19 protein-coding genes and 1 pseudogene are annotated in these 25,393 nt (G+C 54.8%); 5 read left to right on the forward strand and 15 right to left on the reverse strand.

Translation table 11 applies throughout. From position 1 onward, the window contains the following. Positions 1-150: pseudogene (locus AC1DIH_RS26440) on the forward strand (Mu transposase domain-containing protein); the annotation flags it as partial. Positions 151-319: 169 nt separating this feature from the next. On the opposite strand, the gene istB reads toward AC1DIH_RS26440, so the two are convergent. Next, positions 320-1,123, reverse strand: a complete 804-nt coding sequence (istB, locus tag AC1DIH_RS26445; protein WP_130209155.1) for an IS21-like element helper ATPase IstB — start codon at positions 1,121-1,123, stop codon at positions 320-322. Continuing rightward, a complete protein-coding gene (istA, locus tag AC1DIH_RS26450) occupies positions 1,116-2,615 on the reverse strand; it encodes an IS21 family transposase (RefSeq protein ID WP_194939964.1) in 1,500 nt (499 codons plus the stop codon). Before istA ends, istB begins: the two co-directional genes overlap by 8 nt. 544 nt (positions 2,616-3,159) lie before the next feature. Between istA and AC1DIH_RS26455 the strand changes: the two genes are divergently transcribed. Continuing rightward, entirely contained in the window at positions 3,160-4,785 is a 1,626-nt protein-coding gene (locus tag AC1DIH_RS26455) for an anti-phage dCTP deaminase (protein WP_477773839.1), read from the forward strand. Positions 4,786-5,371: 586 nt separating this feature from the next. Here the strand turns inward: AC1DIH_RS26455 and AC1DIH_RS26460 are convergent. Together AC1DIH_RS26460 and AC1DIH_RS26465 are read right to left on the reverse strand one after the other, a co-directional pair. Further along, positions 5,372-7,252: a UvrD-helicase domain-containing protein gene (locus AC1DIH_RS26460; protein ID WP_477773840.1), complete on the reverse strand. Its 1,881-nt coding sequence runs from the start codon at positions 7,250-7,252 to the stop codon at positions 5,372-5,374. An 11-nt stretch (positions 7,253-7,263) separates the two neighbouring features. Beyond that, positions 7,264-9,630, reverse strand: coding sequence for an AAA family ATPase (locus AC1DIH_RS26465; RefSeq protein ID WP_477773841.1), 2,367 nt, complete (start codon positions 9,628-9,630; stop codon positions 7,264-7,266). 792 nt (positions 9,631-10,422) lie between these two features. On the opposite strand from AC1DIH_RS26465, the gene AC1DIH_RS26470 reads away from it, so the two are divergent. Further along, the gene (locus AC1DIH_RS26470) at positions 10,423-11,229 is read left to right on the forward strand and encodes a hypothetical protein (RefSeq protein WP_477773842.1); all 807 of its coding nucleotides are present in this window, start codon (positions 10,423-10,425) and stop codon (positions 11,227-11,229) included. Beyond that, a complete protein-coding gene (locus AC1DIH_RS26475; protein WP_477773843.1) occupies positions 11,229-11,984 on the forward strand; it encodes a restriction endonuclease in 756 nt (251 codons plus the stop codon). Before AC1DIH_RS26470 ends, AC1DIH_RS26475 begins: the two co-directional genes overlap by 1 nt. 309 nt (positions 11,985-12,293) lie before the next feature. Here the strand turns inward: AC1DIH_RS26475 and AC1DIH_RS26480 are convergent, their stop codons facing one another. From AC1DIH_RS26480 to AC1DIH_RS26520, 9 genes are all read right to left on the reverse strand, one after another. Further along, positions 12,294-13,451, reverse strand: a complete 1,158-nt coding sequence (locus AC1DIH_RS26480) for a glutathionylspermidine synthase family protein (RefSeq protein WP_477773844.1) — start codon at positions 13,449-13,451, stop codon at positions 12,294-12,296. Positions 13,452-13,461: 10 nt separating this feature from the next. Further along, complete coding sequence (locus AC1DIH_RS26485; protein ID WP_477773845.1) at positions 13,462-14,190, reverse strand: DUF1190 domain-containing protein; 729 nt, start codon at positions 14,188-14,190, stop codon at positions 13,462-13,464. A gap of 19 nt (positions 14,191-14,209) precedes the next feature. After that, positions 14,210-14,638: a DUF350 domain-containing protein gene (locus AC1DIH_RS26490; protein ID WP_054594270.1), complete on the reverse strand. Its 429-nt coding sequence runs from the start codon at positions 14,636-14,638 to the stop codon at positions 14,210-14,212. A 13-nt stretch (positions 14,639-14,651) separates the two neighbouring features. Continuing rightward, positions 14,652-15,302 carry a DUF2491 family protein gene (locus AC1DIH_RS26495; protein WP_477773846.1) on the reverse strand — a complete coding sequence of 217 codons (651 nt, stop codon included), beginning with the start codon at positions 15,300-15,302 and terminating at the stop codon, positions 14,652-14,654. Continuing rightward, positions 15,289-15,501: a hypothetical protein gene (locus AC1DIH_RS26500; protein ID WP_477773847.1), complete on the reverse strand. Its 213-nt coding sequence runs from the start codon at positions 15,499-15,501 to the stop codon at positions 15,289-15,291. Before AC1DIH_RS26500 ends, AC1DIH_RS26495 begins: the two co-directional genes overlap by 14 nt. A 73-nt stretch (positions 15,502-15,574) precedes the next feature. Continuing rightward, positions 15,575-16,138, reverse strand: coding sequence for a rhomboid family intramembrane serine protease (locus AC1DIH_RS26505; protein ID WP_477773848.1), 564 nt, complete (start codon positions 16,136-16,138; stop codon positions 15,575-15,577). Between the two features lie 69 nt (positions 16,139-16,207). Further along, complete coding sequence (locus AC1DIH_RS26510; protein WP_477773849.1) at positions 16,208-16,909, reverse strand: PspA/IM30 family protein; 702 nt, start codon at positions 16,907-16,909, stop codon at positions 16,208-16,210. Between the two features lie 19 nt (positions 16,910-16,928). Further along, positions 16,929-17,606, reverse strand: a complete 678-nt coding sequence (locus AC1DIH_RS26515) for a YjfI family protein (RefSeq protein WP_019693866.1) — start codon at positions 17,604-17,606, stop codon at positions 16,929-16,931. Between the two features lie 165 nt (positions 17,607-17,771). Further along, the gene (locus tag AC1DIH_RS26520; RefSeq protein WP_477773850.1) at positions 17,772-18,326 is read right to left on the reverse strand and encodes a cysteine hydrolase family protein; all 555 of its coding nucleotides are present in this window, start codon (positions 18,324-18,326) and stop codon (positions 17,772-17,774) included. Between the two features lie 98 nt (positions 18,327-18,424). On the opposite strand from AC1DIH_RS26520, the gene AC1DIH_RS26525 reads away from it, so the two are divergent. Continuing rightward, positions 18,425-19,414 (forward strand): GlxA family transcriptional regulator, encoded by a 990-nt coding sequence (locus AC1DIH_RS26525; protein WP_477773851.1) that lies wholly within the window; start codon positions 18,425-18,427, stop codon positions 19,412-19,414. A 63-nt stretch (positions 19,415-19,477) separates the two neighbouring features. On the opposite strand, the gene AC1DIH_RS26530 is transcribed toward AC1DIH_RS26525, so the two are convergent. Next, positions 19,478-20,689: an MFS transporter gene (locus AC1DIH_RS26530; protein ID WP_477773852.1), complete on the reverse strand. Its 1,212-nt coding sequence runs from the start codon at positions 20,687-20,689 to the stop codon at positions 19,478-19,480. A 127-nt stretch (positions 20,690-20,816) separates the two neighbouring features. Next, on the reverse strand, positions 20,817-25,133 hold the full coding sequence (locus AC1DIH_RS26535; RefSeq protein ID WP_477773853.1) for a DEAD/DEAH box helicase: 4,317 nt from the start codon (positions 25,131-25,133) through the stop codon (positions 20,817-20,819). Positions 25,134-25,393 lie beyond the last annotated feature (260 nt).

Genomic DNA, 25,393 nt, shown 5'->3' on the forward strand with positions numbered 1-25,393 from the left:
AACTACTCGGTGCCGTACCAGTTGGTGAAGCACCAACTCGAAGTGCGGCTAACCGCTAAGACCGTCGAGTGCTTCCACGCCAACCAGCGCGTGGCCAGCCATCTGCGCTCACCGCACAAAGGCCGTCACACCACCCAAACCGAGCACATGTGTTGGCGCTGATTGAAAACTGACCCACCCTGCCGATTGAAAATTGACCCAGGGCGGATTGCTGATTTTTCACCCAGCAATTGTGGATAAGCTTAGCAGTAGTGTTCTGGTTGAAGTCGCATCGGGCCCCACCGCATGCAGGCATGCGGCAGGGTGTTTATGGTGCAGATCAAAACGGTTCATCGTCCTCGATACCATCTTCGTCCTTGCGCTTTCGTTCACGCGATTTGATCTTTGTCTGGGCGGCCAATGTGCTGTGTTGCAGGCGGTAGGACTCGTTGCCCGTTTCGACGATGTGGCAGTGGTGTGTCAGCCGATCCAGCAACGCAGTGGTCATCTTGGCGTCGCCAAACACACTCGACCATTCCGAGAAGCTGAGGTTGGTGGTGATGACCACGCTGGTGTGCTCGTACAGTTTTGAAAGCAGGTGAAATAACAGCGCGCCACCGCTCTGACTGAAGGGCAAATACCCAAGCTCATCGAGTATCACCAGGTCTGTTCGAAGCAGTCCCTGGGCGATTCGGCCTGCCTTACCATCGTACTTTTCACGCTCCAGCAGGTTGACGAGATCGACCGTGGAGAAGAACCGTACTCGTTTGTTATGAGTGGTGATTCCGGACACGGCCAAGGCACTGGCCAGGTGTGTTTTTCCGGTTCCAGGCCCACCGATGAACACGACATTTTGCGCAGTCTCCGTAAACTCAAGGCTGGATAATTCCTTGACCAGACGGGCATCAGCGCTGGAAGCGCTGAAGTCAAAGCCAGCTAAATCACGGTGCATGGGGAGCTTTGCCATGTTCATCTGATGATTCACAGAGCGCACGGCGCGATCTGCCTGCTCCTGTTGGAGCAGATGCTCAAGCAGCCATTTCGAGGATGCCGTCGAAGCTTCTCCCTGGGCCGCCAGTTCTTCCCAAGCCTGCGCCATGCCATGCAGACGCAGTTCTTTAAGTTCTGCCATCAAGTCACGCATTGCGGCTCTCCTCATCTGTTGTACGGAGTTGGTCATATCGGGCCGTGTTGGCAACGGGAGCCACCTTGAGTTGCAGGCTGGTTTCTACGGAAGGCGGTGGTGCAGTAGCGGTGAGCCGGGCGAGAACATTTAAGATGTGATCGGCGCTCAGACTTCCCGACTCAAGCACCAGTTCTACCGCTACCAGCACCGGGTCGAGACCGGCGATGGGCACGGCAGCGAGCACCTGCGTCATGATTCGATCACCGTTGCTGTGACGTCTTAGGCCCCGTTTGAGAAGTTGTAACGGCTTGGGCAGATCGGCAAACGGTGCGCCATTGCGCAGTGCACCCGGCTTGCGTTCGATGAGTGGGATGTAATGCTGCCAGTCAAAACTGACCTGATCTCGATCAAAGAGGCGCTCGTGGCTGGCGATCACCGTTTCGTCGGCGATGACCACGATCCGAGAAGGATACAGACGGCTGCTGACCCACTGGCCGACTCGCTCACAAGGCACCGAATAGCGATTTCGCGCCACACTGATCAGGCAGGTGCTGGAGACCCGCAAGGTACGCTCGACGTAGCCATCAAAGGCCGTCGGCATCGGCATCATTTCAACTCGCTCCAGTTCCAAGACCTCTGCCACCGTTAGCCCGCTGTAATGCGGATGCGGCAGCTCGCTCCAGAGCGACCGGCAGCGTTGGCCGAGCCAGGCATTCAGTTCTTCGAAGGTGTGGAACATGCAGTTTTGAGCGTCGATCCAGATGCGCCGTCGACTGTCTTGAACGTTCTTTTCAACGATGCCCTTTTCCCAGCCAGAGGCTACGTTGCAGAAATCCGGATCGAACAGGTAGTGCGCACACATCACGGAAAACCGGGCATTGACCGTGCGGCCCTTGCCTTTGTTGACCTTGTCGACAGCCGTTTTCATGTTGTCGTAGATGCCGCGACGCGGCACGCCACCTAACGCTCCGAACGAGCGGGTATGGGCATCGAATAGCATCTCGTGACCTTGGCTGGGGTACGCAACCAACCAGAATGCGCGACTGGCACACAGCTTCATGTGGGAGACCTGGATGCGTCGAAACAGGCCGCCGATCAGCAGCCCTTCTTCGCTCCAGTCAAATTGAAAGGCTTCACCGAGCGCAAACGTCAGCGGTACAAAAGCGCGTAAAGACTTGCCTTGCTCACCTCGCCACGAGCGTACAAACGCTGTGAGCTGGCTGTAGCCGCCGTCATAACCCTCGGCCTTGATCTGCTCGAAAAGTGCTTTGGCGCTTCTGCGATTGTGCTTTGCCCGAAACGAATCGGCTTTCAGCGCCTGTTCCAACGTGTCGTGGAATGGGCTGAGTTTGTTGAAGGTCGCGCACCGCTGGTACGCCGGCTGAGTGGCTTCGGGCGCTCTGACCCATTTTCGGATGGTGTTTCTCGACAGCCCGGTACGCTTGGCTATCTGGTGCAGCGAGAGCTTGTCGCGGAAGTACATCCGCCGGATTTTTCCCAACATTTCCATGCTGATCACCCTGTGTTCTCCTGCTCGGAAAGTGAGCAGAAGCAGTTGAACACCTGGGTCAGTTTTCAGTCGGCAGAACAGCCTTTACTGGGTCAGTTTTCGGTCAGCGGCAACATTTAATACCTCTGTTGGCAGATTCCGAACCGTTATTTTCCCAGCGGGAGCATCGCTCTTGAACATCATAGGCACCGGCAGACGAGATGGAATTCAATCCTAGTGCAAATTGACTGCAAAATGCATCATTTTGTTTTTCTTGTGGGCGAAGCACCAGTTTTCTCGCATTTGCCTGCCTTGCGCTGAAGGTCTTCAGCAGTGCGGGGGTAAGCAGAGGGTAAGCGCTTTTCGGGGTAGGGCTTTTTTGCTTCTCTGCGTTTGGAAGCAGAGGCCATTCCAAATTGAAGTAGGTCAGGCACGATTCTATCCACGTGACTTTTTTTGTTAAAACAGTGTTATTTCTTTGATGTATAGCTAATGTCTAAGGGGATGAGGAGCAGCTTCGCTTCCAGCTTGGCTCCTGCTCAGCGCAGCGCACAAGGATCTAGATATGACAAAGGCCAAAAATAAAAAAATAGCCGAAGTAGATAGGCGTTCATTGCCGGGCGAGGAGCTTCAGAGCCCTCCACGCTCCTCTGTATTAACCCCCCTGCAAAACCCAGAACTTGTTTTTGGGCTCGTAGGCCCAATTGGCGTGAATTTGGATCTAGTTATTGATGCGCTTAAAAGTCAGCTAAAAGCTTTTAACTATTCAGCGCATGTTGTCCGATTGAGTGAGCAAATCGAAGCTTTTTTTAGTTCTTCACACGGCGATAAGCCGGAAGATCAACGTATAAGTGCGCTAATGAAAGAGGGGACTAAATTAAGGGTAAAAGGAGAGCAAGGGGCAGCTGTTGCCATCTTAGGATTGGCTGCAATTAGGCAGATCAGAGATGACAAGAGTGGTGGGGAGCCTGCTAGGCAAGCGTTTATTTTACGTTCTTTAAAACATCCCAAAGAGATTGAGATGTTAAGGGCGGTTTACGGTAAAGGTTTTTTCCTTATTTCGGTGTACTCTCCTAGAGATGTGAGGGTGACAGCGCTTTCTGAAAAAATAAGTAGATCGCAGTTTGGAAGTAGCATTAATGCGCGCTCCAAAGCGGAAAGCCTTGTTCAGAAAGATGAGCAGGAAGAAAGTACTCCTCTTGGTCAAGATGTGAAGGATGCATTCCCGTTAGCGGACTTATTTGTTGATGGTAGAAATAGAACTACTACTGACTCTCAAGTAGGGCGATTTTTACAGCTTTTATTTGGGAATATTTTTTTAACTCCCACCCGCGACGAGCATGGAATATACCATGCGAAATCGGCGGCTTTGCGATCGGCTGACTTAAATCGACAAGTTGGAGCCGCGATTCTAAAGCCAGAGGGCGACATTATCGCTGTAGGATGTAATGACGTTCCTAAATCTGGTGGAGATTTATACTGGCCAGGCGATTCCGGTGATGCACGTGATTTTCAAAAAGGCGTGGACTCCATGGCGGATGAGCGAATTCAAGTTTTAGGGGAAATGCTTGAAAAGCTGAGCTCAGGGGGCTTGCTCTCAAGTAAAATTGCAAGTAAAGATATAGGAGGTCTTGTAAAAAGCTTGATATCTGGAGAAAAAAAGAAGGTATTGAAGAGCAGCCGGATAATGAACTTGTTAGAGTTTGGGCGGAGCGTACATGCTGAGATGGCCGCTCTTATGTCTGCGGCTAGATTGGGTGTGTCGGTCTCCGGTGCTACACTTTATTGTACAACTTTTCCATGTCATATGTGTGCTAGACATATAGTTGCCAGTGGTATTAAGCGGGTTGTTTACGTAGAGCCATACCCGAAAAGCAAGGCTAAGCAGCTGCATCAAGACTCGATCAGTGTGGACGCTCCCGCGCCATCCAGAACACAAGTAAATTTCGAACCGTTTCAAGGGATAGCACCCCGCCAGTACCAGGAAATCTTTGATCCTAAAAATCCTCGGAAGGATGATGATGGGCGTGCCGTAGATTGGAGGGAGGCAAGCGATCAGCCGAGGGTAGTACGGTTCATCAACAGTTATCTGCAACTGGAGGAGGCGATAGTCGGTAGCGAAATTCCACGTCTACTGGTGAAGCTTGGTGTTAAACTATCTTTAGATCCAAAACGGAGTGGAGGAAAATGAAAAAGTCAAGCGGCTTGGCGCAGCAAGTAATCAAGGCTCAAAAAGCTATAGAAGGATGGCCTGATTCGCTTAAGTCAGGGTTGATGCTCGAGAGTTCCGAGAGTTTTATAGCGCGGGGTACGGAAGAGAACCGAAACCAAGATGCAAATAATAAAAGACGAGTAATCACTAAATAGATCGGTTTAGTAATAGCGAGAAGATCGGTGAGCCTGGGCACGGATCTTCTCGTAGAGCATCTCTCCGCTCCCTGACTCGTTAGTGCGTTTTCTGCGATCTATCCGAGCTACTAGTGCTAATCCCAATTCTTGTTATCGACAGTGCGAGTTGATCATTATGATGAATCAATGCGCGTAATTGATATGTCATAAATAGATGGCGGTATGTTGATAGCGTGGCGTGTATAATCCGCTTTTTATAAAGAAGGTCTAATTATTTTGTTAGGTTTTGGCTAGAGCCTTTTCAAGAATATGTACGCTGGCTAACTTTTAATATATTCGCTGCTGTTCCGGATCAGGCTGCTGTAAGTATTTCCTAGTGGCTATGTAGGAAAAGCCACTAGGTCGATAGCTCACGAGCTTAACGGTTGTCACATAATTACTATTTCATGCTCTTGAAACCATCCTGATGTTGTCACGCTCTGTACTACAAGATTAGGAGATTTTGTGTAGGCAACCACTGCTAAACTTTCTTTCGCCCTGCTGCAGGTGACATAGAAAAGGCGTCTTGATCTCTTTGGTGTTGAATCAGACCCTGTTCGGTCGTTTGCCCTATCGGTGTCGGAGAGTGGCTCTGCTCCTAAGAGCTTACCGTAGCTGAACATAAATCCCCTTGCTTCTTCATCATCCAGAATCACCATTACCCGCTCAAATTCGAGGCCCTTAACTCCCTGATGGGTGTCGTATGCTGAGGACGATGAAACGTAACTAACATAATTAGAAAGTTGTTGGGTCGAAGCATTTAAGGATTCTCTCCACGCGCCTTGTTCAGCCTCAAAGCTATCCTTTTCAAATTCCTCTTCACCTGACGACACGAGTGTCTCGTCTGAATTCAGATGCAAAATGAATGTCTCTGGTAGTCGAAGAATTTTTCCGGTATGCATGAGGCCACATATTTGTACTATGGATGGGGGAGGAGCGGTCTCAAGTGCGACTTTTATCTTATCAATATGATCTTGCGCATCGTGTAGGACCCTGATCGGGTCGTCCGCCAGTGCCAAACTTGAGCTCTGTAAGATAGGAGAGTACTTTCGCATCAAGTTGGTTATTTCAAAGTCATTATCCTGTGTAATCGCGGCGATTAGTGGTGCAAATTGGAGTGTCAGAAACTTAATCTCCTGGCTCTCTCCGTTAATTGCGGCGTCTCTCAGTCTGTCAAAGTCCATAAACGGGAAAAAGAAATCTGCAAAATCACCACGTTTTGCGGCCATGTGGTGCTCCAATGTAAGCGAAATCACTGAAGCGCTGTCTCTCCAAGCAGTATCCTGCGCACATTCAGCCATGTGTTCAGAAACTGCTCGCTCCACTTCCGCTTTGTCTTTTGTAATGCTCGTATCTACTAAAAATAATCGTGCCGTTCCTGCTTTCGCGCCTGCTGCAGGGGTCTGCTGGTGCTGGTCATCCGTACGTCTGATATTGTTTATTAAATCAACTATTCGTATTGGACAGCGATAATTTACAGTTATCGCTGGCGATCTCCAACCATCTGGTAATGGCGAAGCTAAGTCGGATTTACCCCCGGTATAAATTCGCTGCATCATATCGCCAAAAAGTCCAACACAGAACTGGCTTGGTGCTTCTTGTTGAGTTGTGATTAGAGCTTCTAGCAGTTCTTTGTTTGTATCCTGGCTTTCATCAATTAGCAGTGTTGGGAATTTATTCCAGAGTATTCTTCTAAGTAGAGATTCGTTAGCTAATAGATGCGCTGCTAATCCAACCACCTCTGCATGATTTAAAGATCCCTTCTCCGCTCTGTTGCTTGTCGGGGAGTACGTGAAGTTTTTGACGATGTCCAGGCTGTCGAGTCGTKTTTGTTTGCTGATCATGCTCCGGCGATTTCTTATTGCAGTCACACCATTTGGCGACTTGCTTTTCGCGAGTGCGAGCGATAGTTTTTGAATGTCTTCCGCCAGCTTTGTTTTTAGCCAAGCTTTAATATCGCTACTAAAAGGATTTATTAAATCCCAGCAGAAGCTGTGTATGGTCGACACCATGAAGTTGGCGTCGTAAAAAAGACGCCTTTTGATTTCTTCGCAAGCTGCGTTCGTATATGTGATAATTCCTACTTTCTGCCCCGACATTGAAAGACGGTTCGCGAATCCTTCTTTCATCAACTCTAAAGCTTCGACGAGGGTTCGGGTTTTGCCTGATCCAGCCCCAGCGAAAAGCAAGAAGCTTTTCGGGTCATCTAGGTTCATATATCCGAAAATTTCGGTAGCGACTGGATTATGGTTCTTGGTTACTAAACTCATTGATACCTCCTTCATACAGGCTCGGTTACGCCTGGTACCAGATCCTCGCTAGCAACCTCTAGCTCTTTTTTTAACCAGTCCAGTCCTTCTTGTATGTATTTGGGAGCAGCTAATTTACTGGGGTCAGCACAGAACATAAGATCGAGGGCCATCTCAGCCTTGTCATCTTCCAAAGCCTCAAAAAGGGCATCGCAACATAGGTCAAGAGACCCCAGTTTGAGAGCAGCCTGCATTTTCCTAATCATTCCAGTTGGTTTTTGTAAGCTTCTAAAAAAAACCGGATTTGTCAACGCGATGGCATCCTCAAATGTGTATGGGATTGCCTGGATTTCTCCCTTCCCGTCAAAGTCGATTTGTATCCCATATTGGAAGGCAATTCTCACCTTGCCCGTTGTTTTATCCTCAGCTTTCATCGTAAGTACTACATCTAATGTATCATCCTGGATCCCTAGCCATTTCGTGAGAGTATGACTGCCAGTTGTATACCCTTTACCAAGCTCTGGTCGTACAGCTTTCGCCTTCGCTTTAGGGGGCGCCCCTGCCGCAGGCGGAGCCAAAGCGTCCGTGTCGGTTATGACAAGTGTAGGAAGACCAAGTTTGTCGATTAGGGCCCGTAGCCTGTGTGCGTGGGCGCCCCCAACCTCGAGAATTGATATATAGCTATTATCTAAACTAGTGTCTTTATTGGGATTGTTTCTTATGAAATGTGGGATTAGCAACCGCTCCGCGGCTCCCTCTACCAAGATTATCCCATTGGCAAAAAATAGATCGCAGTGAGTCGTTTTTAGATACCTAGCCACAAACTGAGCAGTTTGTAGCACATCTTCGGAGCGAGTTTTGGCGCTTCCAAAAGTCGCTGATAAGTCGATTACTTCTGCCGTGGGTACTTGGAGTCCTCCTGTAGCGGGCTTTCGCTTGAAGTATCGTAGTTTTTCGAATCCGACTTCATGGGCTAAGTAACTAGAGTGAGTACTTACGACCAGCTGGCTGGAAAAGCGCTTCGAATCTAGCAGCTCCTTATGGTTCCTTAGAACTGAGTGAGCTTTTTTTATAAAAACTTGCTGGACTTGAGCATGAAGGTGGGCTTCAGGCTCTTCAATAAGGACAAGATGCAGCGGCTCTATAAAAGAGTCTTCTTCTGGTTTTCGCTTGCCTGCCTTTCCAACGCGCATCCATTGGTCTCTATAGCTCATGAGCTTGAAAACCATTGCTATAAGGTTTTTATATCCAAGGCCGTTGTACTTTTCTGAGAGGCTTAGAACTGGTACTCCTGAATTCAGGCTTGCTTTCTGAATTTCGAAGAGGATCGCTGCTTCATGATCTAAGTTGTCAATTGGGTTGACTTTGCTTGATAATCTGATGTTTGGGTCATTAAATCCTGGGTAACCTAATGTTTTGATTTCATCAAGTGGCTTGGTGAAAACTTCATTGAGCCTTCCATCGAATGAGTGTTGTGCCAACGCTATAGCTTCAAGGGCTTCTAAGTCTTCGTCGCCGGGAAGGTCGTTAGGGTTGAGGTGCCTGTTATAGTATTTGTTGATTTGCCCAGATAAATTCGATGCATTCGCTTGAGATGCTGTTGCCGCATTCGGGTCAGAGAAACCTCGAGTCGCGTCTATTATATCGACCTTAAACAACCCGTTAAACGGATAGACGTCAAGTGGAAGTTGTCCTTCAGCGAGTTGTTGGGGTTTGTAATTAGATGTTGGCGCCTCTTCGACTTTGGATGGGTCCAGTATGTACGACTTTAGTTCAAATGCTCTGCCAGCTTCCCGATCTAGGTATTCTCGCAATGAGCTTGGCCAGATAGAAAGCACAAATTGCTTTTCCTCTGAGCCTTGTTCCTTTCGTTTCTTGGATGCGTTTTCTCGCGCTGTTTGTTTCAGTTGCTCCGCCGCTTTAAAGTGTGTGACAAAATCAGATTTTAAATAATCAATATCTTTGGGCTGGTAAATCATCCTCACACCCAGTAGGCCGCCATCCCATTTTAGTGTCGGAATCAGATGACTTACCCGGTGTATTTCATCCTTTTCAACTTGTAGCCAGATATCTACAGTTGGGCATAGAGGTTGCCAGTCATGGAGTTGGCCGCCTGCACCAATTTCGGCAGATGTCCATGCCTTGCCAAACTCATTGAGCTCATGCCAGTTTGAAAGCGTAAAATCAGTTGCGCTTAGCTTTCTAGAGGCTGGCGCATCCCCTGACGCGATGCTCGCGGCGCTCCTCCCCTTTTGATCAAGGAAAAAAATCAACGCATCCATGGCGGATGTTTTTCCGCTATTATTGGCGCCAACGAGTAGTGTCTCTTCTTCCGTTAGGCTAATTCTACAGCTCTTCAGTTTTCGATAGTTTTGAATGTCTATGTATACAATTTTCATCCGGCTTCCTGTCCTTGTAACCAATGATTAAATTAGATTATCGCGGCCGCTTGAATCGTACCTATTTTGGCTACTCGGGGTAGACGTTCCGAAAGAAAGTTCAGTACGGCCGAGAGTCGCCACAATAAGCTCCGTTGTATTCAATTCTCTATGCAGCTGTCTAGTAGACTTTTGAATGAACGCTGAGATTGGCTCATTCACAGGCTGTGAGACCCGTGATCTAAGGCTGATCCTCATCAGCCGGGCGGCGCCCTAAGACACTTAAATCCCCGTGGGCGCTTGACGGTTATTGCCTCGTCTGGGCGAGCTAGTGGAAAGGTGCTAAACGCGAGAAAGTGTAAACAACTGACTTAAAAAAGCTTACGCAATGGGCACAATGCTTGGTGATAGTAGCGTAAATAATTGATTTTAAAGAATTTATCTGTTCGTTTCTTAAGCGCTGCACGTAAGTTACATAATTCAAACCTGCTCATATTATGTAAACAACAACGTGGTAAGGTCTATGCGTACCGGGTTTTTTGGGAGTGCTTGCACGGATAAATCTGACTTCTGTATCGGCCCCCTGCCGGCATCCTCGGCTGCCTAAATTTGCAAGGCTCATTTTGCTCGAGGCATAGCGATGGTTTTGGGCTAGTCATCCGGGCGCCGTTAGCGTAGGACCAAGCGTTAGACGCGGAATGATAGATGTAAAATGCAGCCCCTGGGAATTGTAGTGGGTGCTGTTGGGGCACTGGCGACCTTAGTGTTACCAGTAAGAATACGATGAGTCTGGTTAGGGTTAGGGGCAGGTAAATGAACTACCTAAAGCGTTTCGAGAGTTGGTCCGCCGAGCAGTGGCGCGATTTTGGATTAGAGTTTCTTGAGCAGGCAGGATGGGATCGTGATTGGAAGACAGACTTAGATGTTTTTAGTATCGATGGGAAGCGATTCGTTGCTAGTTTTAGGCACAACATAAATCTAGGTCCTATTGGTACTGACATCGAAAAGGATCTAATTCCACGCTTGAAACGTGCCGGAGCTGACGGTTTTATCGGGTTTTACTCAGGGGACTATACAACTAGTTTGTGTGATCGCTTGAGTCGATTAAAAGTTCAGGTAGTACTGGTTAGTGGTGTTCAGATATCGGTGTTGTTACCATATTCCCGCTCGTCATTTATTGATCGCTACTTTGGCGGTAATACGGCTGGGCTTTCGTGGACTTGGAACTATTATCTAAACAAGGTTGACCCCGATGACTACAAGCCTCTTCATTGCATGTGTGGATGCGGGCGAGATATCTTGGATAATGGTCTTGCTATAGGTCATTCAGCGGCTTTTATTCACCGCGCTGATGATAAGCTGTACTTTATTTATGGTCTAAAAAACTGCATATTCGCAGCTTGTGATGAAAACACACCATGCGGTTGGGTTGAGATTAATCAGATTTTGCATCCTGATCAGTTTAATATTTGGAATGGAATGCTGAACAGTTATTTGAGCGATAATATTGACCTTGATCTGACGGAGTATCACGGCCCAAAAAGGATTTTTACGTCAAGAATTCTGCAGCGTATGCGATCAGTAAATGCAGGATTCTTTTTAAGCGGCGAGGAATTCTGATGAATATTTTCGACCAGCTCAGCCCACATCAGTGGGAGTATTTCGCAGGCTACTACTTAAGCAGTTTTGGGTATACCATTTTGGAGCAGCCATCAGTCGGCCAAGATCAAGGAAAAGACTTAATGGTCGAGCTGGGGGGGCTCAAGTATTTGGTCAGTTGTAAGCATTTTTCACGATCGCAGCGACCGGTTTTGGCTGGGGACGAACGCTCCGTTCTAGATAGACTGGTTCAGCATGATGCTCAGAAATTTATTGGCTTCTACTCTACTAGTGGAAGTAATTCACTGCGAGAATATTTGGAAGAAAATAACATTGAGTATTTGATATTAGAAGGGCAGGCTATCTTTGATAGCATGGCGGATGTCTCATTTTCTGTGCATCAAAGTTTATTTAGAAAAGTTAAAAGTATTAAGCCAAAGATTTTTGGTGAGGCATATCGACCGCTACTCTGCAAGTGTGGCTGCGGCAACGACCTGCTTAGCATTGAAAATTCCGAAAATTCCTCGGTATATTTAACGTCTGCAGAAGACGGGGTGGGAGTGGTATGGCAAATTAATGGGCATGTTTATGATAGGGGCAGAAGTGTCTCGAGTTTTACAACGATCAATGACTGCTTTTCCTTGGTCGGGTTAAACAGGCTTATAGATGAGCACGAGCTGGTTTTGGATATCAAGACAGAAACTTCGCCGGAGTTTGATGAGGAGTACAATGCATTCTTAGAAATTGTCCATCAGATGATTTATCCAATGGATTGAGCTCCTCCAAAAATGCATCGAGCGACCTAGCTATCTTGGACGCTTGAGTGCTAACCACCTCTGCCTTTAATTGGCAGCTGTACCGTAAATGTAAACAAGTTCGACCAAAGCCCTAGGTTGTTTACAGTAGCAGGTTGGATTTTTAGCGTATGCCGTGTTAGATATTTGATATTTATCGGATTTTTATTTATTTACAGTGGATAGGTATACACAACCGTTCTGATCATCAGATCCGCCGGATATAGACAAAAGGCCCGTAGCTAACGCTACGGGCCTTTTTCTTTGGGCGCTTTCCGGGGGATAAGTCGTTCAGTCCAGTATCAGGTGCGGCAAAAACCGGCTCGAATCCTTGGTGATCAAGCTGTTGTCTTCGCGCACACCAATGCCGGCGGCCTGATCGCCGATCACCCAGGAGCCGATCAGCGTGTAGCTGTCACCGAACTTCGGCAGCGGGGCGAACTCCTGGAGGATGAACGGCGCATCGGTGTACGGCCCGTCTTCCTTTACGACCAGGCCATCCGGGGTGTGCAGCTCGATGTTGGCGCCTTCGCGGGAGAAGAACGGCTTGCGCACCCACCCTTTCGGCACCGCTTTGCCGGGCTCGGGGTCCAGGTGCGTGGCGAGCAGGTTCGGATGCCCTTTGTTGAACTCCCACAGCAGGGGCAGGATGCCTTTGTTCGAGATGATCGATTTCCAGGCGGGCTCGAAAAACTGTGTGTCACTCTGGGCGATGGCCTCACCAAACGGCTCGTGGAAAATGAATTCCCAGGCGTGCAGTTTGAACAGGTGAGGGATCCAGCGTTCTTCGAGATCGACGAAGCGTCCTTCGCTGTTGAGGCCGATGTCTTCGATATCGATGTGGCGTGACTCGATCCCGACTTTTTCCGCAATCAGGCGCAAGTAGTCGGTAGTGCCTTTGTCTTCGACCGAGGCTTTCATCGAGGCGAAGTAGAAAGGCTGTTTGATCTGCAGCTGCGCAAAGGCCTGATGCAGCTTGGTGTCGATGCTGTTGAACTGATCGGCATGGCTGGGCAGCAAGCCGCGCTCGATGCATTGTTCCAGCCAGCCCCATTGAAACGCCGAGGCCTCGTACAAACTGGTGGGCGTGTCGTAGTTGAGTTCCAGCAATTTGGCGGGGCTGGTGCCGTTGTAGGAGAAGTCCAGGCGACCGTAAAGGTGCGGATGGCCTTCGCGCCATGAAGTGCGAATCATGTCGAAGAAGGGCGCCGGAATGCTCAGGCGCTCCAGCAGTTCTTCGCTCTGCACTACCCGGTCGACCAGGTCCATGCACATCTCATGGATCTCGGTAGTCGGGTCTTCGAGATCGTTCTCGATCTGCTTGAGCGTGAATTGGTAATACGCGCTCTCGTTCCAGTAGGGTTCGTCATCGATAGTGTGAAACATGAAGCCGAGGTTTTCGGCGGTCTGCTTCCAGTCGTGACGTTCCTGGCAGAGGATTTTCTTCATGGCGCGCTCCTTAACTGCTCGATCGACCGAAACTGCTCGAGCCACCCCAGCCGCTGCGGGCGCTGGCCTGGCTGCCAAAGCCGCCCCGGGAAGTGGACGATGCCACCGAGATTGGCTTGGAACTGCTCGACTTGAACGTAGAGCTGCTGTAGCCACTACCGTATTTCGCCTGGTCGGACTTGGTGAAACTCGAGCCGGTGGCGATGCGCTGGCTGAGCGTCGACGATGAGTAATCGCCACGTGAGTCGCGGTAGCGGTAAACCGGTTCGGCGTTGTAGCTGCCCCGGTTGCTGTTCAACATGTTGCTGATCAGCATGCCGGCCAGAAGGCCGTTGACCATTCCTCCTGAACCGCCTGAGCTCGCCTCGGAGGCGGGCAGTTGGGCTTTGGCGGCGTCCAGCTGGGTCTGGGTGACTTCGCCATTGGCTGCCAGCTCGAAGCCGCCGAGTTTTGGAATGAACTTGCCGGTGGAGTCCTGTTGGCACCAGTCGGCGACAAAGTCGGCGTCGCAATCGGCCTGGCTGTCGTACAGCGGCGCAATGCGACGGTGTTCGGTGAGGGCGGTCATGTAGGCATTGGAGCAGACACTCACCGGAATCTTTTGATCCACGCACTGCTGCACGGATTGAAAGTTGAACTTCTGATTCACTGTGTAGGTTTTTTCTGTCGGCCCGCAACCTGATATCGCGACGGCGACCGATGCCGCCAGGGACAGTTGAACGTACTTGCTTCGTTTCATCGACGTCTCCGTGTCGCGATCAGTTCTGGGAAGGGGTCATGCATGCGGCATTGAGCAGGCCAACGCTGATGGCGACGGCTGCGACGTAGATCGCGGCTGCGATTTCACCGTTACGAATGCGTTCGGAGGTGCCTTTAAGCACCAGGCTGGTCATCAGGAACGCCAGCAGTTGCACCACTGCGGCAATCAGTGCCCATACCGCGAAGTCCAGCAGGTTGACCGAGTAGGCAATCACATTGCTCGCCGGGATCGCGAAACCGATGATGGCACCGGACAGGGCGATGGCGGCCGCGGTGTTGCCGGAGCGAATCAGTTCGAACTCTTTGTGCGGCGTGATGCGGGTATAGACGAACTGGAAAATCGCGAACAGCAGGGCGGCACCGATGATGTACGAAACAAATCCCAGGACGGCGGCTTTGTTCAACGAGACGGAGAGTGCTTCTAGCATGGGCTGTTCCTTTTTAAATTGTGGTGAGGTCGGTGGTGTACAGCGAGATACCCAGTGAGGTGCTCAAGCTGATGCTGCCTTCGGCGTCTTCTTCGACCGAGAACAGCAGGAATTCGCGGCGGTCGGTCAGACCGGTCTCGCGGGCGTAGAGCATCGAACGATGTTCCACGACGTAGGACTGATCCGGATTGCTGACCTGCTCGGTAAAGGCCACCAATTCGGTCTGCCCGGCCTCGGTGCCCCATTCGCGGCTGTATTCGACGCCTTCATGGGTGTAGGTCGGCAGACCGATCAGGCTGTTCGGCCCTGCGAGCCTGCGCAGCTCGGATTCACTGTTGAGGGTGACGTAGCTTTGGTAATTGAACAGGATCACCGACTCGACCTGGCCGGCGACGGCACCGGTGGTGTGGACCTGCAGCCAGAAGTCTTCGTCGTCCATGTAGTAGCGCGAAAGCCAGGTCGACTGGCCGAGGTCAACAGTGCCGACGCTCCAGATCTGCTGGGTGCCGGGAATGACCACGCTGGTTTTTTCGTCAAGCAACAGCTTGAGGGTGGTGTCGAACACCAGCGCTTTGCCCTGGCCGAGCCCGAGGGGGCCGGCAACCGGTGCACTGTCCTTGGGTGTCGGGGCCTCAAGGCCCATCAACTGTTTAAACCATCCCATGGGTGATTTCCTTCAGGCGGGTGGAAGGGGTATTGATCGAAGGCTGTTGTGGGCCCTTGGCGCGATGGCCGATGAGGAGCGCCAACTCGCCCAGGCTGGCGCTGGCAACGCGTACGCGCAAGGCGATGGCAAGGCCGCCCCGTCCAAACGTGTGGAAGAGCGACGCTGCGTACATGCGTAAAAAGAGGAATGTCGACATTCGTCCCTGGCTCCCTGGGGTGACGCGTCCTTGACGAATAAACCCGCTGCGGACGTTTTTGGTGCCTGCGTGTTTACCGGGCTGCATTAGACCTGCTGCGCGGCCTGGAGAGAAGTAGCCATGCTGCAATAAATCCGGCGAATGCGCCGCCAATATGCCCTTCAAATGAGCTGCCCTGGCGCGGAATAAAGCCGAGAATCAGGCTTGCGTAGAGGAGGGCGACAATGCCGGCAATCAGTACGTTGCTCCAACTGCGGTGGAACCAGGCCCGCGCCAGAAGGTACGCCCAGAGGCCAAAGACCCAGGCGCTGGCGCCCACATGAACGCCGTTGAAACCGAACAGCCAGACCAGCGAGCCACCGAGCAGAATGATGATTGCGCTGACGGCCGCAAAGCGTTTGAAGCCCTCGGCGATTACCAGGGTTCCCAGCACCAGGAATGGCACCAGGTTGGCGATCAAGTGGGCAAAGGATGTGTGTAGAAACGGTGAGGTCACGATTCCGACGAGGCCGTGGGCGGTTCGGGGGACCAGGCCGAACATCGTCAGGCCGTAGCCTGTCAGCACGTTCAGCAGGTGGATCGCGACCATCAGCATGGCCAGGCCTGTGATGATCTTGAAGCCGGTTACCCTGTCCATCCTTGTCCTCGAGTCGACAAAAAGAAGGGCACGTCGGTGCCCTTGCTTTTGAGTGCTTGCGTAAGCCGGTTACTCGGCCGATTGTTTTTTCAGTCGGTCCAGAATCGAGTTCGCACTACCCTGGTCAGGGGTGATGCCGGCTTCGCGCAGCTTGCGCTCCAGGTCGTTGCCGGTGGACGCGTCCRCCAGTTCGTCGCTCGCTTCCAGCTCGGCAGCCCGTTGTTCCTGCTTGGCTTGCAGGCGATTCAAGGTGCCGACGGCGGTTTCCAGTTTGCCGTTGGCGCCGCCACTGGCGATGGAGGCGCTGACCTGCGCTTTCTGTACGCTTTCACGGGCCTTGGCCATGTCTACTTGTTGGCGCAGGCTCTTGATGCGGGCTTCGGCCTTGGTGATGTCCTTGCGCATTTTGTCGGCGTAGGCACCGAACTCGGTGGTTTGCTTCTGTTCGGCGTCGTGTTCGTTGGTCAGGGTCGAAATGGCTTCGGCCACTTCCAGTGCCAGGTCTTCACGGTTGGCCTGGAGCGCGGCCATGGCCTTGGATTCCAGGTCCTTGATCTTGGCGTTGTACTGCGCCACGCGTTCAGCCGAGAGTTTGTGCTTGGCCATGATGGTGACCAGTTCGCGCTTGGCGTTTGCCAGGGCGCTGTCGGCGTCGCGGATTTCCTGATCGAGGATGCGCAGGGCCTGTTGGTCGGCAATGGCTTCGCCGACTTCGCTGGCGCCGCCACGCAGTGCGGTGAACAACTTGCTCCAGATCGATTGGTTTTGCATGACTCGGTACTCCCTGAAATTAGTTGAAGAAGCCTTCGAAGGCTTCGCTGGCGCGCTGAACGTTGTCGACGAGGGTTTTGATTTCGGTCACGACGTTGGTCAGGCTGGACTCGGAACTGAGTGCACCGAACATGCTGTAGACAGTCTGGCCGTTGGGCATCGATTCGATACCGATCGACGACAGCGGGAACATTTCCCGGCTGCGCAGCACGGCATCGTTGAAACGCTGCACGTCCTTGATGGATTCGAGATCGACCAGCACCGTGTCGACGATGATTTGCTCGCCGACGACGGCGATGTAAATCGGCAGCCCGCCAAACTCGTTCATTTCAAGCTTGATGCTCTGCTCGGAGCCTTGAATCAACGTCAGGGTGATTTCGTTGGAGACCACCTCATCCAGGGCCTGCAGGGCGCTGAAGAGGCGATCGATGTTCCAGTTGTTACCTGCGCTCATGTAATCCTCCAACATGAATGAACCAGCCAGGATCGGCTGGCGTAGCTGTTTCTCCATTTGCTTGAGCAGGCTCCGGTTTTCGGGAAGCACCCAAGTTTCATGTTTCACATAGCCGGCGGCGCTAAGTCCTCCACGCATCTGCTTCATGTAGAAGCTCGACGGTTTTTTTGCGGAGGGTTTCGAGCGCTCTCCCTGGCTGCTCGCGGGTGTTGTGTCTGAGGCTGCTGGAGAGCGACGTTTCATTGCAGTGGCTCCGCTTTTTTTTGTATCACGCGTGAGAACACTACAGATAAATTCAAGCACTCTCAACAACTCACGCGTGAGATTTTTAATCGACTGATTTTCATCACGAAAAAAGGCCCGTAGCGTGTCAGCGCTACGGGCCTTCGGGTCTTGCCGGGGGCAGATTCAGTGATTGGCCGCCAGGTAGTCATCAGTGGACACCACCGTTGCGTAGGCAAAACCCAGGGCCGACATGAACGCGGCATGCACCTGGGCGGCCGGGACGGTCACGCCGTTGAACTCCAGGTCTCGGGTGGCGCAGGCGTCGTGGATCACTGTGACGCCGTAGCCAAGGTCGGCCGCGGCACGTGCGGCGCCATCGATGCACATGTGGCTCATGCTGCCGACGATTACCAGGTTGTCGATGCCGTGTTGGTCAAGGATCGCCTCCAGTTCGGTTTCGCGGAATGCGTTGACGAAGTGTTTGAGCACCACCGGTTCATGGCTATGGTTGCGGACTTTTGGGTGCAATTGCGCGCCCTCCGAGCCCGGTGTGAAAAACGGCGCGGCGTCAGAGGTGAATTCGTGGCGGATATGCACCACCTGATCACCGGCATCACGGAAGGCCTGGATCACCCGCGCGGCGTTGTCGGCAGCCGCGTCGGCGCCGACCAGCGGCCATTTGCCTTGGGGGAAGTAGTCATTCTGGATATCGACTACGATGAGTGCTTGCTTGGCCATGRGTGTTTCCTCGGAAGGGTTGGTGTGGAACGAAGTATTGGGTTTCACCGGCCGTTCGAGGATTGGCCGCACCGACAATAGAAGGGGGAAAACTGACAATGGGCGTAGAACGCGCAGTCGCCGAGTTGGGCGTGCTGATCTATCCCGGCGCGCAGATGGCGGCGGTGCATGGTTTGACGGATTTGTTCGGTGTGGCGAATCGCATCGCCGCCGAGCATCAGAGTGTGCAGTTACCGTTGTTGAGGATCAGCCACTGGCAGGCGGATGCCGAGCATGCGCCTCAGCGCATTTACGACAGTCATCCCGCTGCCGACGGTGCGCTGATAGCGCTGTTGATCCCGCCCTCGATTGGTGGATTTTCGGAAGGCCAGGCATCGCTAGCGTTGATCCAGTGGATTCGCCAGCAACACGCGGCCGGTGCGACCCTCGGCGGGGTGTGCGTAGGCTCTATCCTGTTGGCTGAAAGCGGTCTGCTCGACGGTCGCCGCGCCACCACTCACTGGACCTCGGCGAAAAAATTTGCCGAGCGTTACCCGAAGGTCACGCTCAACGCCGACAAACCCATCGTCGACGATGGCGACCTGATCACCACTGCCGGATTAATGGCCTGGTCGGAACTGGGGTTGCGGCTGGTCAATCGTCTGATGGGTCCGAGCATCGCCACCAGCACTGCGCGCTTTCTGGTGATCGAACACAGCGACAGTGCGAGCGAATGCGGGAGCAACTTCGCACCGATTCTGAGCCATGGCGATGCAGCGATTCTCAAGGTCCAGCATTGGCTGCAAGCCAATGGGGCGGTGGAGGTGTCGCTGAGCGTCATGTCGCAGCAGGCCGGACTGGAGGAGCGGACGTTCCTGCGGCGCTTTCGAGCCGCGACCGGTTTGAAACCGACCGAATACTGCCAGCACCTGCGAGTCGGTAAGGCCCGGGAAATGCTCGAGTTCACCAACGGCACCATCGATCACATCGCCTGGAACGTCGGCTACTCGGACCCGAGTGCGTTTCGCGCCACGTTCAAGAAAATCACCGGCCTGGCGCCAAGCGATTATCGCGCACGATTCGGGGTGACGCCCCCCACGCGGCAATAAGCAACACAGCCCCTACGTGAAGCATACAAAAACGCAGCCCGAAGGCTGCGTTGGTTTGAAGGATCAGTGCCCGGCGACAATCTGTGCCGAACCCTGCACCGGCTCGGCATACACCGGGCCGAGGCGATCAAGTCGACCGCTCCAGGCGGTCAGCGCCAACGCGACCAGCACCACCAGGCCACCGATCCACGCGGTATGGATCAAGCCCATGTGAGCGACGATCAACCCGCCACCCCAGGCACCGCCAGCGATGCCGAGGTTGAAGGCGGCGATGTTCAGGCCGGACGCAACGTCCACCGCGTTCGGTGTGTGATGCTCAGCCTGACGCACCACATACACTTGCAGGCCGGGCACGTTGCCGAACGCCACGGCGCCCCAGACCAGTACGGTGGCCAGTGCCAGCCAAGGATTACCGGCGCTGAAGGTCAGTACGAACAGCACCGCGGCGAGCAGGGCAAAGATCAGTTTCAGCGCACTGATCGGGCCGCGTTTATCAGCCAGTTTGCCGCCCCAGATGTTGCCGATGGCCACCGAGACTCCGTAGACCAGCAGCACCAGGCTGACGGTGCTGGCGCTGAAGCCGGAAATATCCTGAAGAATCGGTGCCAGGAACGTGAAGGCGATAAACGAACCGCCGTAACCGACTGCCGTCATGGCGTACACCAGCAGCAAACGCGGTTGTTTCAGTACCTGCAATTGCTGCAACAACGACGCGGGTTTGCTGTGGGCGATGTTTTTTGGCACGTAGATCAGGCTGCCGATGAACGCAATCACACCCAGCGCCGACACGGCGAGGAAGGTTTCGCGCCAGCCGAAATGTTGACCGATAAAGGTCCCCAACGGTACGCCGGTTACCAGGGCCACGGTCAGGCCGGTGAACATGATGGCAATCGCGCTGGCGGCTTTTTCTTTCGGCACCAGGCTGGTGGCGATGGTCGAGCCAATCGAGAAGAACACCCCGTGGGCCAGGCCGGTGACGATTCGCGCAATGACCAGCGACTCGTAACTCGGGGCTTTCCAGGCCAGCAGGTTGCCGAGGGTGAACAGCACCATCAGCGACAGCAGCAACAATTTGCGTGGGACTTTGCCCGTCAGGGCGGTGAGCACGGGCGCGCCAATGGCGACACCCAGTGCGTAAAGGCTGACCAGCAGGCCGGCCGACGGCAGGCTGACGCCAAGGTCGGCACCGATGGTGGGTAACAGGCCAACGATGACGAACTCGGTCGTCCCGATGGCAAAAGCGCTAAGGGTCAGCGCGAGCAAGGCAATGGGCATGGCTGCAACTCCGGTGGTTTGATTCAGGAGCGCAGTGTCGGGGTTGGGTTCTTGCGGAAAAATAGCGAGACGGGCATTTGATATTTGACCTTCAAGCAAAGATCAAAGGCGCGTAACCCAAAACCGTTTACAGGGTTCGGTATTGGGTCAGTTTTTTGTGCAGCTCAGCGGTATTGGGCTGATCCAGTTCCAGCCAGTAATGCTGAGTACCGGCGATTTCGGCCGCGGCTGGCAAACCATCGCGGTACACCAACCGGTTGCTGGCGAGGGCCGGGACTTTGTGCCCCGGCAGCAGAGTGCCGGCGAGGTTCAGCGGGTCGACGCCGCAAACACTGATCAGGCTGCCGTCATGCGGGCGGCGGCGCACTTCGCGCAGCAGCGGGATCGCTTCGGGCAAGGCGAATTGTTCGCCCGCCAGACCGCTGACAAAACGTCCGCCGCGAATCTCTCCACGCGCCTCCAGCCGGTGAAAAGTGCGCAGCAATTCGCGCCAGCTCGGCAGCCAGTCGGCCTCGCGTTCCAGCAGTCGCCAGAACACCACGCCGTAACGCCTGAGCAAGGTCAGGGCGATGTGTTCGAGGGTTTCGCTCGGGGGGCCACGGTTATCCACAACCGGCGGCGTCGATTGACGGCGCAACAATGCCCAGCGCCCGGCATCGTCCATTCCGCCGACAAACGCCCCGCGTCCCCGTCGGCTGCTGCGCGCCTGGCGTTTGCTGGCGGGTGTAATCAACGCGCGCAGCCCGGCGAAGCTGTCGGCGTTGACCAGCCCGGCACCGACCAGTTCCTGCAAGGCGATCTCCAGCTCACTGCGCAGCAGATGAGCTTCGTGCAGCAGCTCATCGAAAAACAACGCGCCGCGTTGGCTCAGCGCTTGATGGGCTTTCTGGGTTTTGGGCGACAGCTCGCTGACCTCCGGTGGCTCGGTCAGGCTGCTCCAGAGCGGGACCTGCGCCCGTGGCAACAAGACAATCGGCGTGCTGCGCAGCGCAGCGCTGGTGGCTTTGTTGCGCACCGTCAGCCGGGTCCAGACCAGTTTGCCGCTGCGGCACAGCTCATCCAGCCACGTTGATGAATAGTTCTTGAGCCGCGCCGGCAGCAGATCGCTGTCCCAGGCAGACGCGGCCGCCGGGTAGCCTTCGAGCTGACTGACAATCGCCGGCAACACCGCGCTGCCCTGGCCTTGGGTGGCTGGCGACAGATGCTGCCAGTCAAACAGGAAACGCATGAAGTCCTGCAATGCCACGGGCTCGATTTCCCGCCGCAGGCGTTTGACCGTGTAGCGATGAATGCGCGCCAGCAAATGCCGCTCGCACCATTCTTCCTGCGTGGCCGCCGGGCTGAAGCGTCCGCGCAACACGTAGCCTTCGCGCTCCAGTTGCGCCAGCGCTTGAGTGACGTGAGCCGTCGAAAGCCCCAACGGTTGAGCAATCGCATGAATCGGCAGCGGACCAAATGCGCCGAGGCGCGCGCGGATCAGTTCGACCAGCGCTTCGTCGACGTCCCAGGTTTCATCGAAACCCGGCAAGGCCTGCAGCGGCGGTAACAACGCGGTGTGTGGATAAATCGCTTGCAGGCAAGTCAGGCGCTCCAGTGCCAGCCATATCGCTTGATCCGGGTTGATCTGCAAACGGCTGGCGCGCCCTCCATTCGTCAGGGTTTGCAGCCAGTGCGGCCACTGCGGATTGGCCTGCGCTTCGGCGTCGCTGATCGCGGCCAGGCTCATCAGCGCTTCATGCATTTCATCGGCGCTGGTGGGCTGCGGCCAGGCCTCATCGCGCACCGATTGAATGGCCTCGGCATCCAGCGCACCGAGGTCGTCGGTCGATTGCGGATCGCTCCAGCGGCGGTTGAGCACCGCTTGAGTACGGCGTTCTTCCAGTGGCGCATCGTCGAGAAAGGTGTAGGGCCGGGCGCTGAGAATTTCCGCCGCCAGCGGCGAGGGCGCGGGCAAGTCGCGGCTGATCAAGCGCACTTCACCGCGTTCCATGCGCCGCAACAGCGCCAGCCAGCCATCGCAGTCCATGGCTTCGTGCAGGCAATCGTCGAGGGTTTGCTCGACCAGCGGGTGATCGGGGATTTCGCGCTCGCCGACGAGGTTTTCCAGGCAGGCGATCTGGTCGGGAAACACGCTGGCGATCAGGTCTTCGCTTTTCATCCGCTGGATCTGCGGCGGTACTTTGCGGCCGCCGCTGTACCGCGGCAACGCGAGGGCGACACCGGCGTTCCAGCGCCAGCGCACACCGAATAGTGGCGCGTCGAGTACCGCTTGAATCAGGATCTGTTCGGAGCTGTTGCTGTGCAGATAACGCCAGACCTCATCCAGCTCGAAACTGTGGCTGGTGGACAGCGACAAGACGATGGCGTCTTCGCTGGCGGCGGCCTGCAATTCGAAGTTGAAGGTGCGGCAAAAGCGCTTGCGCAAGGCCAGGCCCCAGGCGCGGTTGATGCGGCTGCCGAACAGCGAGTGAATGATCAACTGAGTGCCGCCGGACTCGTCGAAAAAGCGCTCCATCAGCAGCGTGTCCTGAGACGGCAGGGCGCCGAGCGTCAGCCGGGCGCGGGCGAGGTAGTCCACCAGTTGTTCGGCGCTGGCGAGGTTGAGGCCGAGGGTTTCGGTCAGCCAGTCGATGCTCGGCTGTAGATCACCGGGCGTGGCGCTCAGCAGCTCATCGAGGTGCGCGTGCAGGCGCGCCACGGCGAGCGACAATTCGGCACTGCGTCCCGGCGCTTCACCAAGCCAGAAGGGGATGGTCGGCGGCTGGCCCTGGGCGTCCTCGACGCGGATCTTGCCGGTTTCGACCCGCAGGATCCGGTATGAAGTGTTGCCCAACTGAAAGACGTCGCCAGCAATGCTTTCCACCGCGAAGTCTTCGTTGACGCTGCCGATGTTCAGCCCTTGTGGCTCCAGCAGCACGCTGTAATCGGCGTTGTCGGGAATCGTCCCGCCACTGGTCACCGCCGTCAGTTTGGCGCCGCGCCGGCCACGTAATGTGCGAGTCACCGCGTCGCGGTGCAGGTAGGCGCTGCGGATTCCCTGACGACCGTTATAGCCTTCGGCGAGCATCTGCAGCAGCGCTTGATAGTGTGTGTCGTCGAGTTCGGTATAGGGCGATGCGCGATGTACCATTTCGAGCAGGGCCTGCTCCTGCCATTCCTGGCAACTGACCTCGGCGACGATCTGCTGCGCCAGTACGTCCAGCGGCGCGTGGGGGATCAGCAAGGTGTCGAGTTCGCCCCGGCGCACGCAGTCGAGCAGGGCGGCGCATTCGATCAGGTCGTCGCGGGTGGTGGCGAATAGACGGCCCTTGGGCGTGCCGCCGACCTGGTGCCCGGAGCGTCCGACCCGTTGCAGAAACCCGGCGATCGAGCGCGGTGAGGCGATCTGGCAGACCAGGTCGACGTCGCCGATGTCGATGCCCAGTTCCAGCGAGGCGGTGGCGATCAGTACTTGCAGGTCGCCACGCTTGAGCCGCTGTTCGGCATCGAGGCGAAACTCCTTGGCCAGGCTGCCGTGGTGGGCGGCGACGGCGTCTTTGCCCAAGCGCTCGCTAAGGTGACGGCTCAGGCGCTCGGCCAAGCGTCGGGTGTTGACGAAAATCAGCGTGGTCCGGTGCTCGCGTGCAAGCTCTGCGATACGGTCGTAGACCAGTTCCCAGACATCGTTGGCCATCACCGCCGACAGCGGCACCGGCGGCACTTCGATGCCCAGGTCCCGTCGGCGGGCGTGGCCGATATCGACGATCTCGCAGGGGCGGCCGGTGCCCACCAGAAAGCGCGAAACTGCTTCGATGGGTTTTTGCGTGGCAGACAGGCCGATGCGCATCAGCGGTTCCAGACACAAAGCCTGCAAGCGCTCCAGGCTCAGGGCCAGGTGGCTGCCGCGCTTGCTGCCGGCGATGGCGTGGATTTCGTCGACGATCACTGTGCGGGTGCTGGCGAGCATGCGCCGGCCGGAGTCGGAGCCGAGCAGCACGTACAGCGATTCCGGGGTGGTGACCAGAATGTGCGGCGCGCTTTTGCGCATTGCCGAACGGTCCTTTTGCGGAGTGTCGCCAGTGCGCACGGCGGTGTTGATCTGAAGTTCGGGGAAGCCCAGTTGTCGCAGTTGCTCGGTGATACCGGCCAGCGGGGTTTGCAGGTTGATCTGAATGTCGTTGGACAGCGCCTTGAGGGGCGAGACGTAAACCACCAGGGTTTCGTCAGGTAATTCGCCACCGTGGGCCAGGCCTTGATGGACCAGATCGTCAATGACCGCAAGAAACGCCGTGAGGGTTTTGCCGAAGCCGGTCGGCGCGGCGACCAGCGTCGAACGACGCTGGCGAATCAACGGCCACGCGCCGGCTTGCGCGGCGGTGACCGCCGGGAAGGTGCTGTTGAACCAGGCGCTGACGGCAGGGTGAAAGCCAGCCAGGGCGCTTTCGGCTGATACGGGGAGGTTCATGGGGTAATTTATGCGGCTGGGTGGCTGAAGATGCAAGTACCGCTCAAGATCTCCCGCGATCCTTGGTGCCCCATCGCGAGCAGGCTCGCTCCCACAGGGGATGTGTGTAGATCACAAAATCCCGGCCCACCGCAGACCCCATGTGGGAGCGAGCCTGCTCGCGATGGGGCCAGTAGCAGCACCCTGTGTCCAAGGTATCTACACTTTACGAGTGACGGTTGCGCTTTAAACCCGCAAAATGCAACGATTCTGGCAATTCT

The sequence above is a fragment of the Pseudomonas sp. 05N36 genome, assembly GCF_056397385.1.

Bases quoted from the DNA above. Each gene is read 5' to 3' on its own strand.
- istB (WP_130209155.1), bottom strand. From the start codon at position 1,123: ATGCGTGACTTGATGGCAGAACTTAAAGAACTGCGTCTGCATGGCATG.
- istA (WP_194939964.1), bottom strand. From the start codon at position 2,615: ATGGAAATGTTGGGAAAAATCCGGCGGATGTACTTCCGCGACAAGCTC.
- AC1DIH_RS26455 (WP_477773839.1), top strand. From the start codon at position 3,160: ATGACAAAGGCCAAAAATAAAAAAATAGCCGAAGTAGATAGGCGTTCA.
- AC1DIH_RS26465 (WP_477773841.1), bottom strand. From the start codon at position 9,630: ATGAAAATTGTATACATAGACATTCAAAACTATCGAAAACTGAAGAGC.
- AC1DIH_RS26470 (WP_477773842.1), top strand. From the start codon at position 10,423: ATGAACTACCTAAAGCGTTTCGAGAGTTGGTCCGCCGAGCAGTGGCGC.
- AC1DIH_RS26475 (WP_477773843.1), top strand. From the start codon at position 11,229: ATGAATATTTTCGACCAGCTCAGCCCACATCAGTGGGAGTATTTCGCA.
- AC1DIH_RS26480 (WP_477773844.1), bottom strand. From the start codon at position 13,451: ATGAAGAAAATCCTCTGCCAGGAACGTCACGACTGGAAGCAGACCGCC.
- AC1DIH_RS26485 (WP_477773845.1), bottom strand. From the start codon at position 14,190: ATGAAACGAAGCAAGTACGTTCAACTGTCCCTGGCGGCATCGGTCGCC.
- AC1DIH_RS26490 (WP_054594270.1), bottom strand. From the start codon at position 14,638: ATGCTAGAAGCACTCTCCGTCTCGTTGAACAAAGCCGCCGTCCTGGGA.
- AC1DIH_RS26495 (WP_477773846.1), bottom strand. From the start codon at position 15,302: ATGGGATGGTTTAAACAGTTGATGGGCCTTGAGGCCCCGACACCCAAG.
- AC1DIH_RS26500 (WP_477773847.1), bottom strand. From the start codon at position 15,501: ATGTCGACATTCCTCTTTTTACGCATGTACGCAGCGTCGCTCTTCCAC.
- AC1DIH_RS26505 (WP_477773848.1), bottom strand. From the start codon at position 16,138: ATGGACAGGGTAACCGGCTTCAAGATCATCACAGGCCTGGCCATGCTG.
- AC1DIH_RS26515 (WP_019693866.1), bottom strand. From the start codon at position 17,606: ATGAAACGTCGCTCTCCAGCAGCCTCAGACACAACACCCGCGAGCAGC.
- AC1DIH_RS26520 (WP_477773850.1), bottom strand. From the start codon at position 18,326: ATGGCCAAGCAAGCACTCATCGTAGTCGATATCCAGAATGACTACTTC.
- AC1DIH_RS26525 (WP_477773851.1), top strand. From the start codon at position 18,425: ATGGGCGTAGAACGCGCAGTCGCCGAGTTGGGCGTGCTGATCTATCCC.
- AC1DIH_RS26530 (WP_477773852.1), bottom strand. From the start codon at position 20,689: ATGCCCATTGCCTTGCTCGCGCTGACCCTTAGCGCTTTTGCCATCGGG.
- AC1DIH_RS26535 (WP_477773853.1), bottom strand. From the start codon at position 25,133: ATGAACCTCCCCGTATCAGCCGAAAGCGCCCTGGCTGGCTTTCACCCT.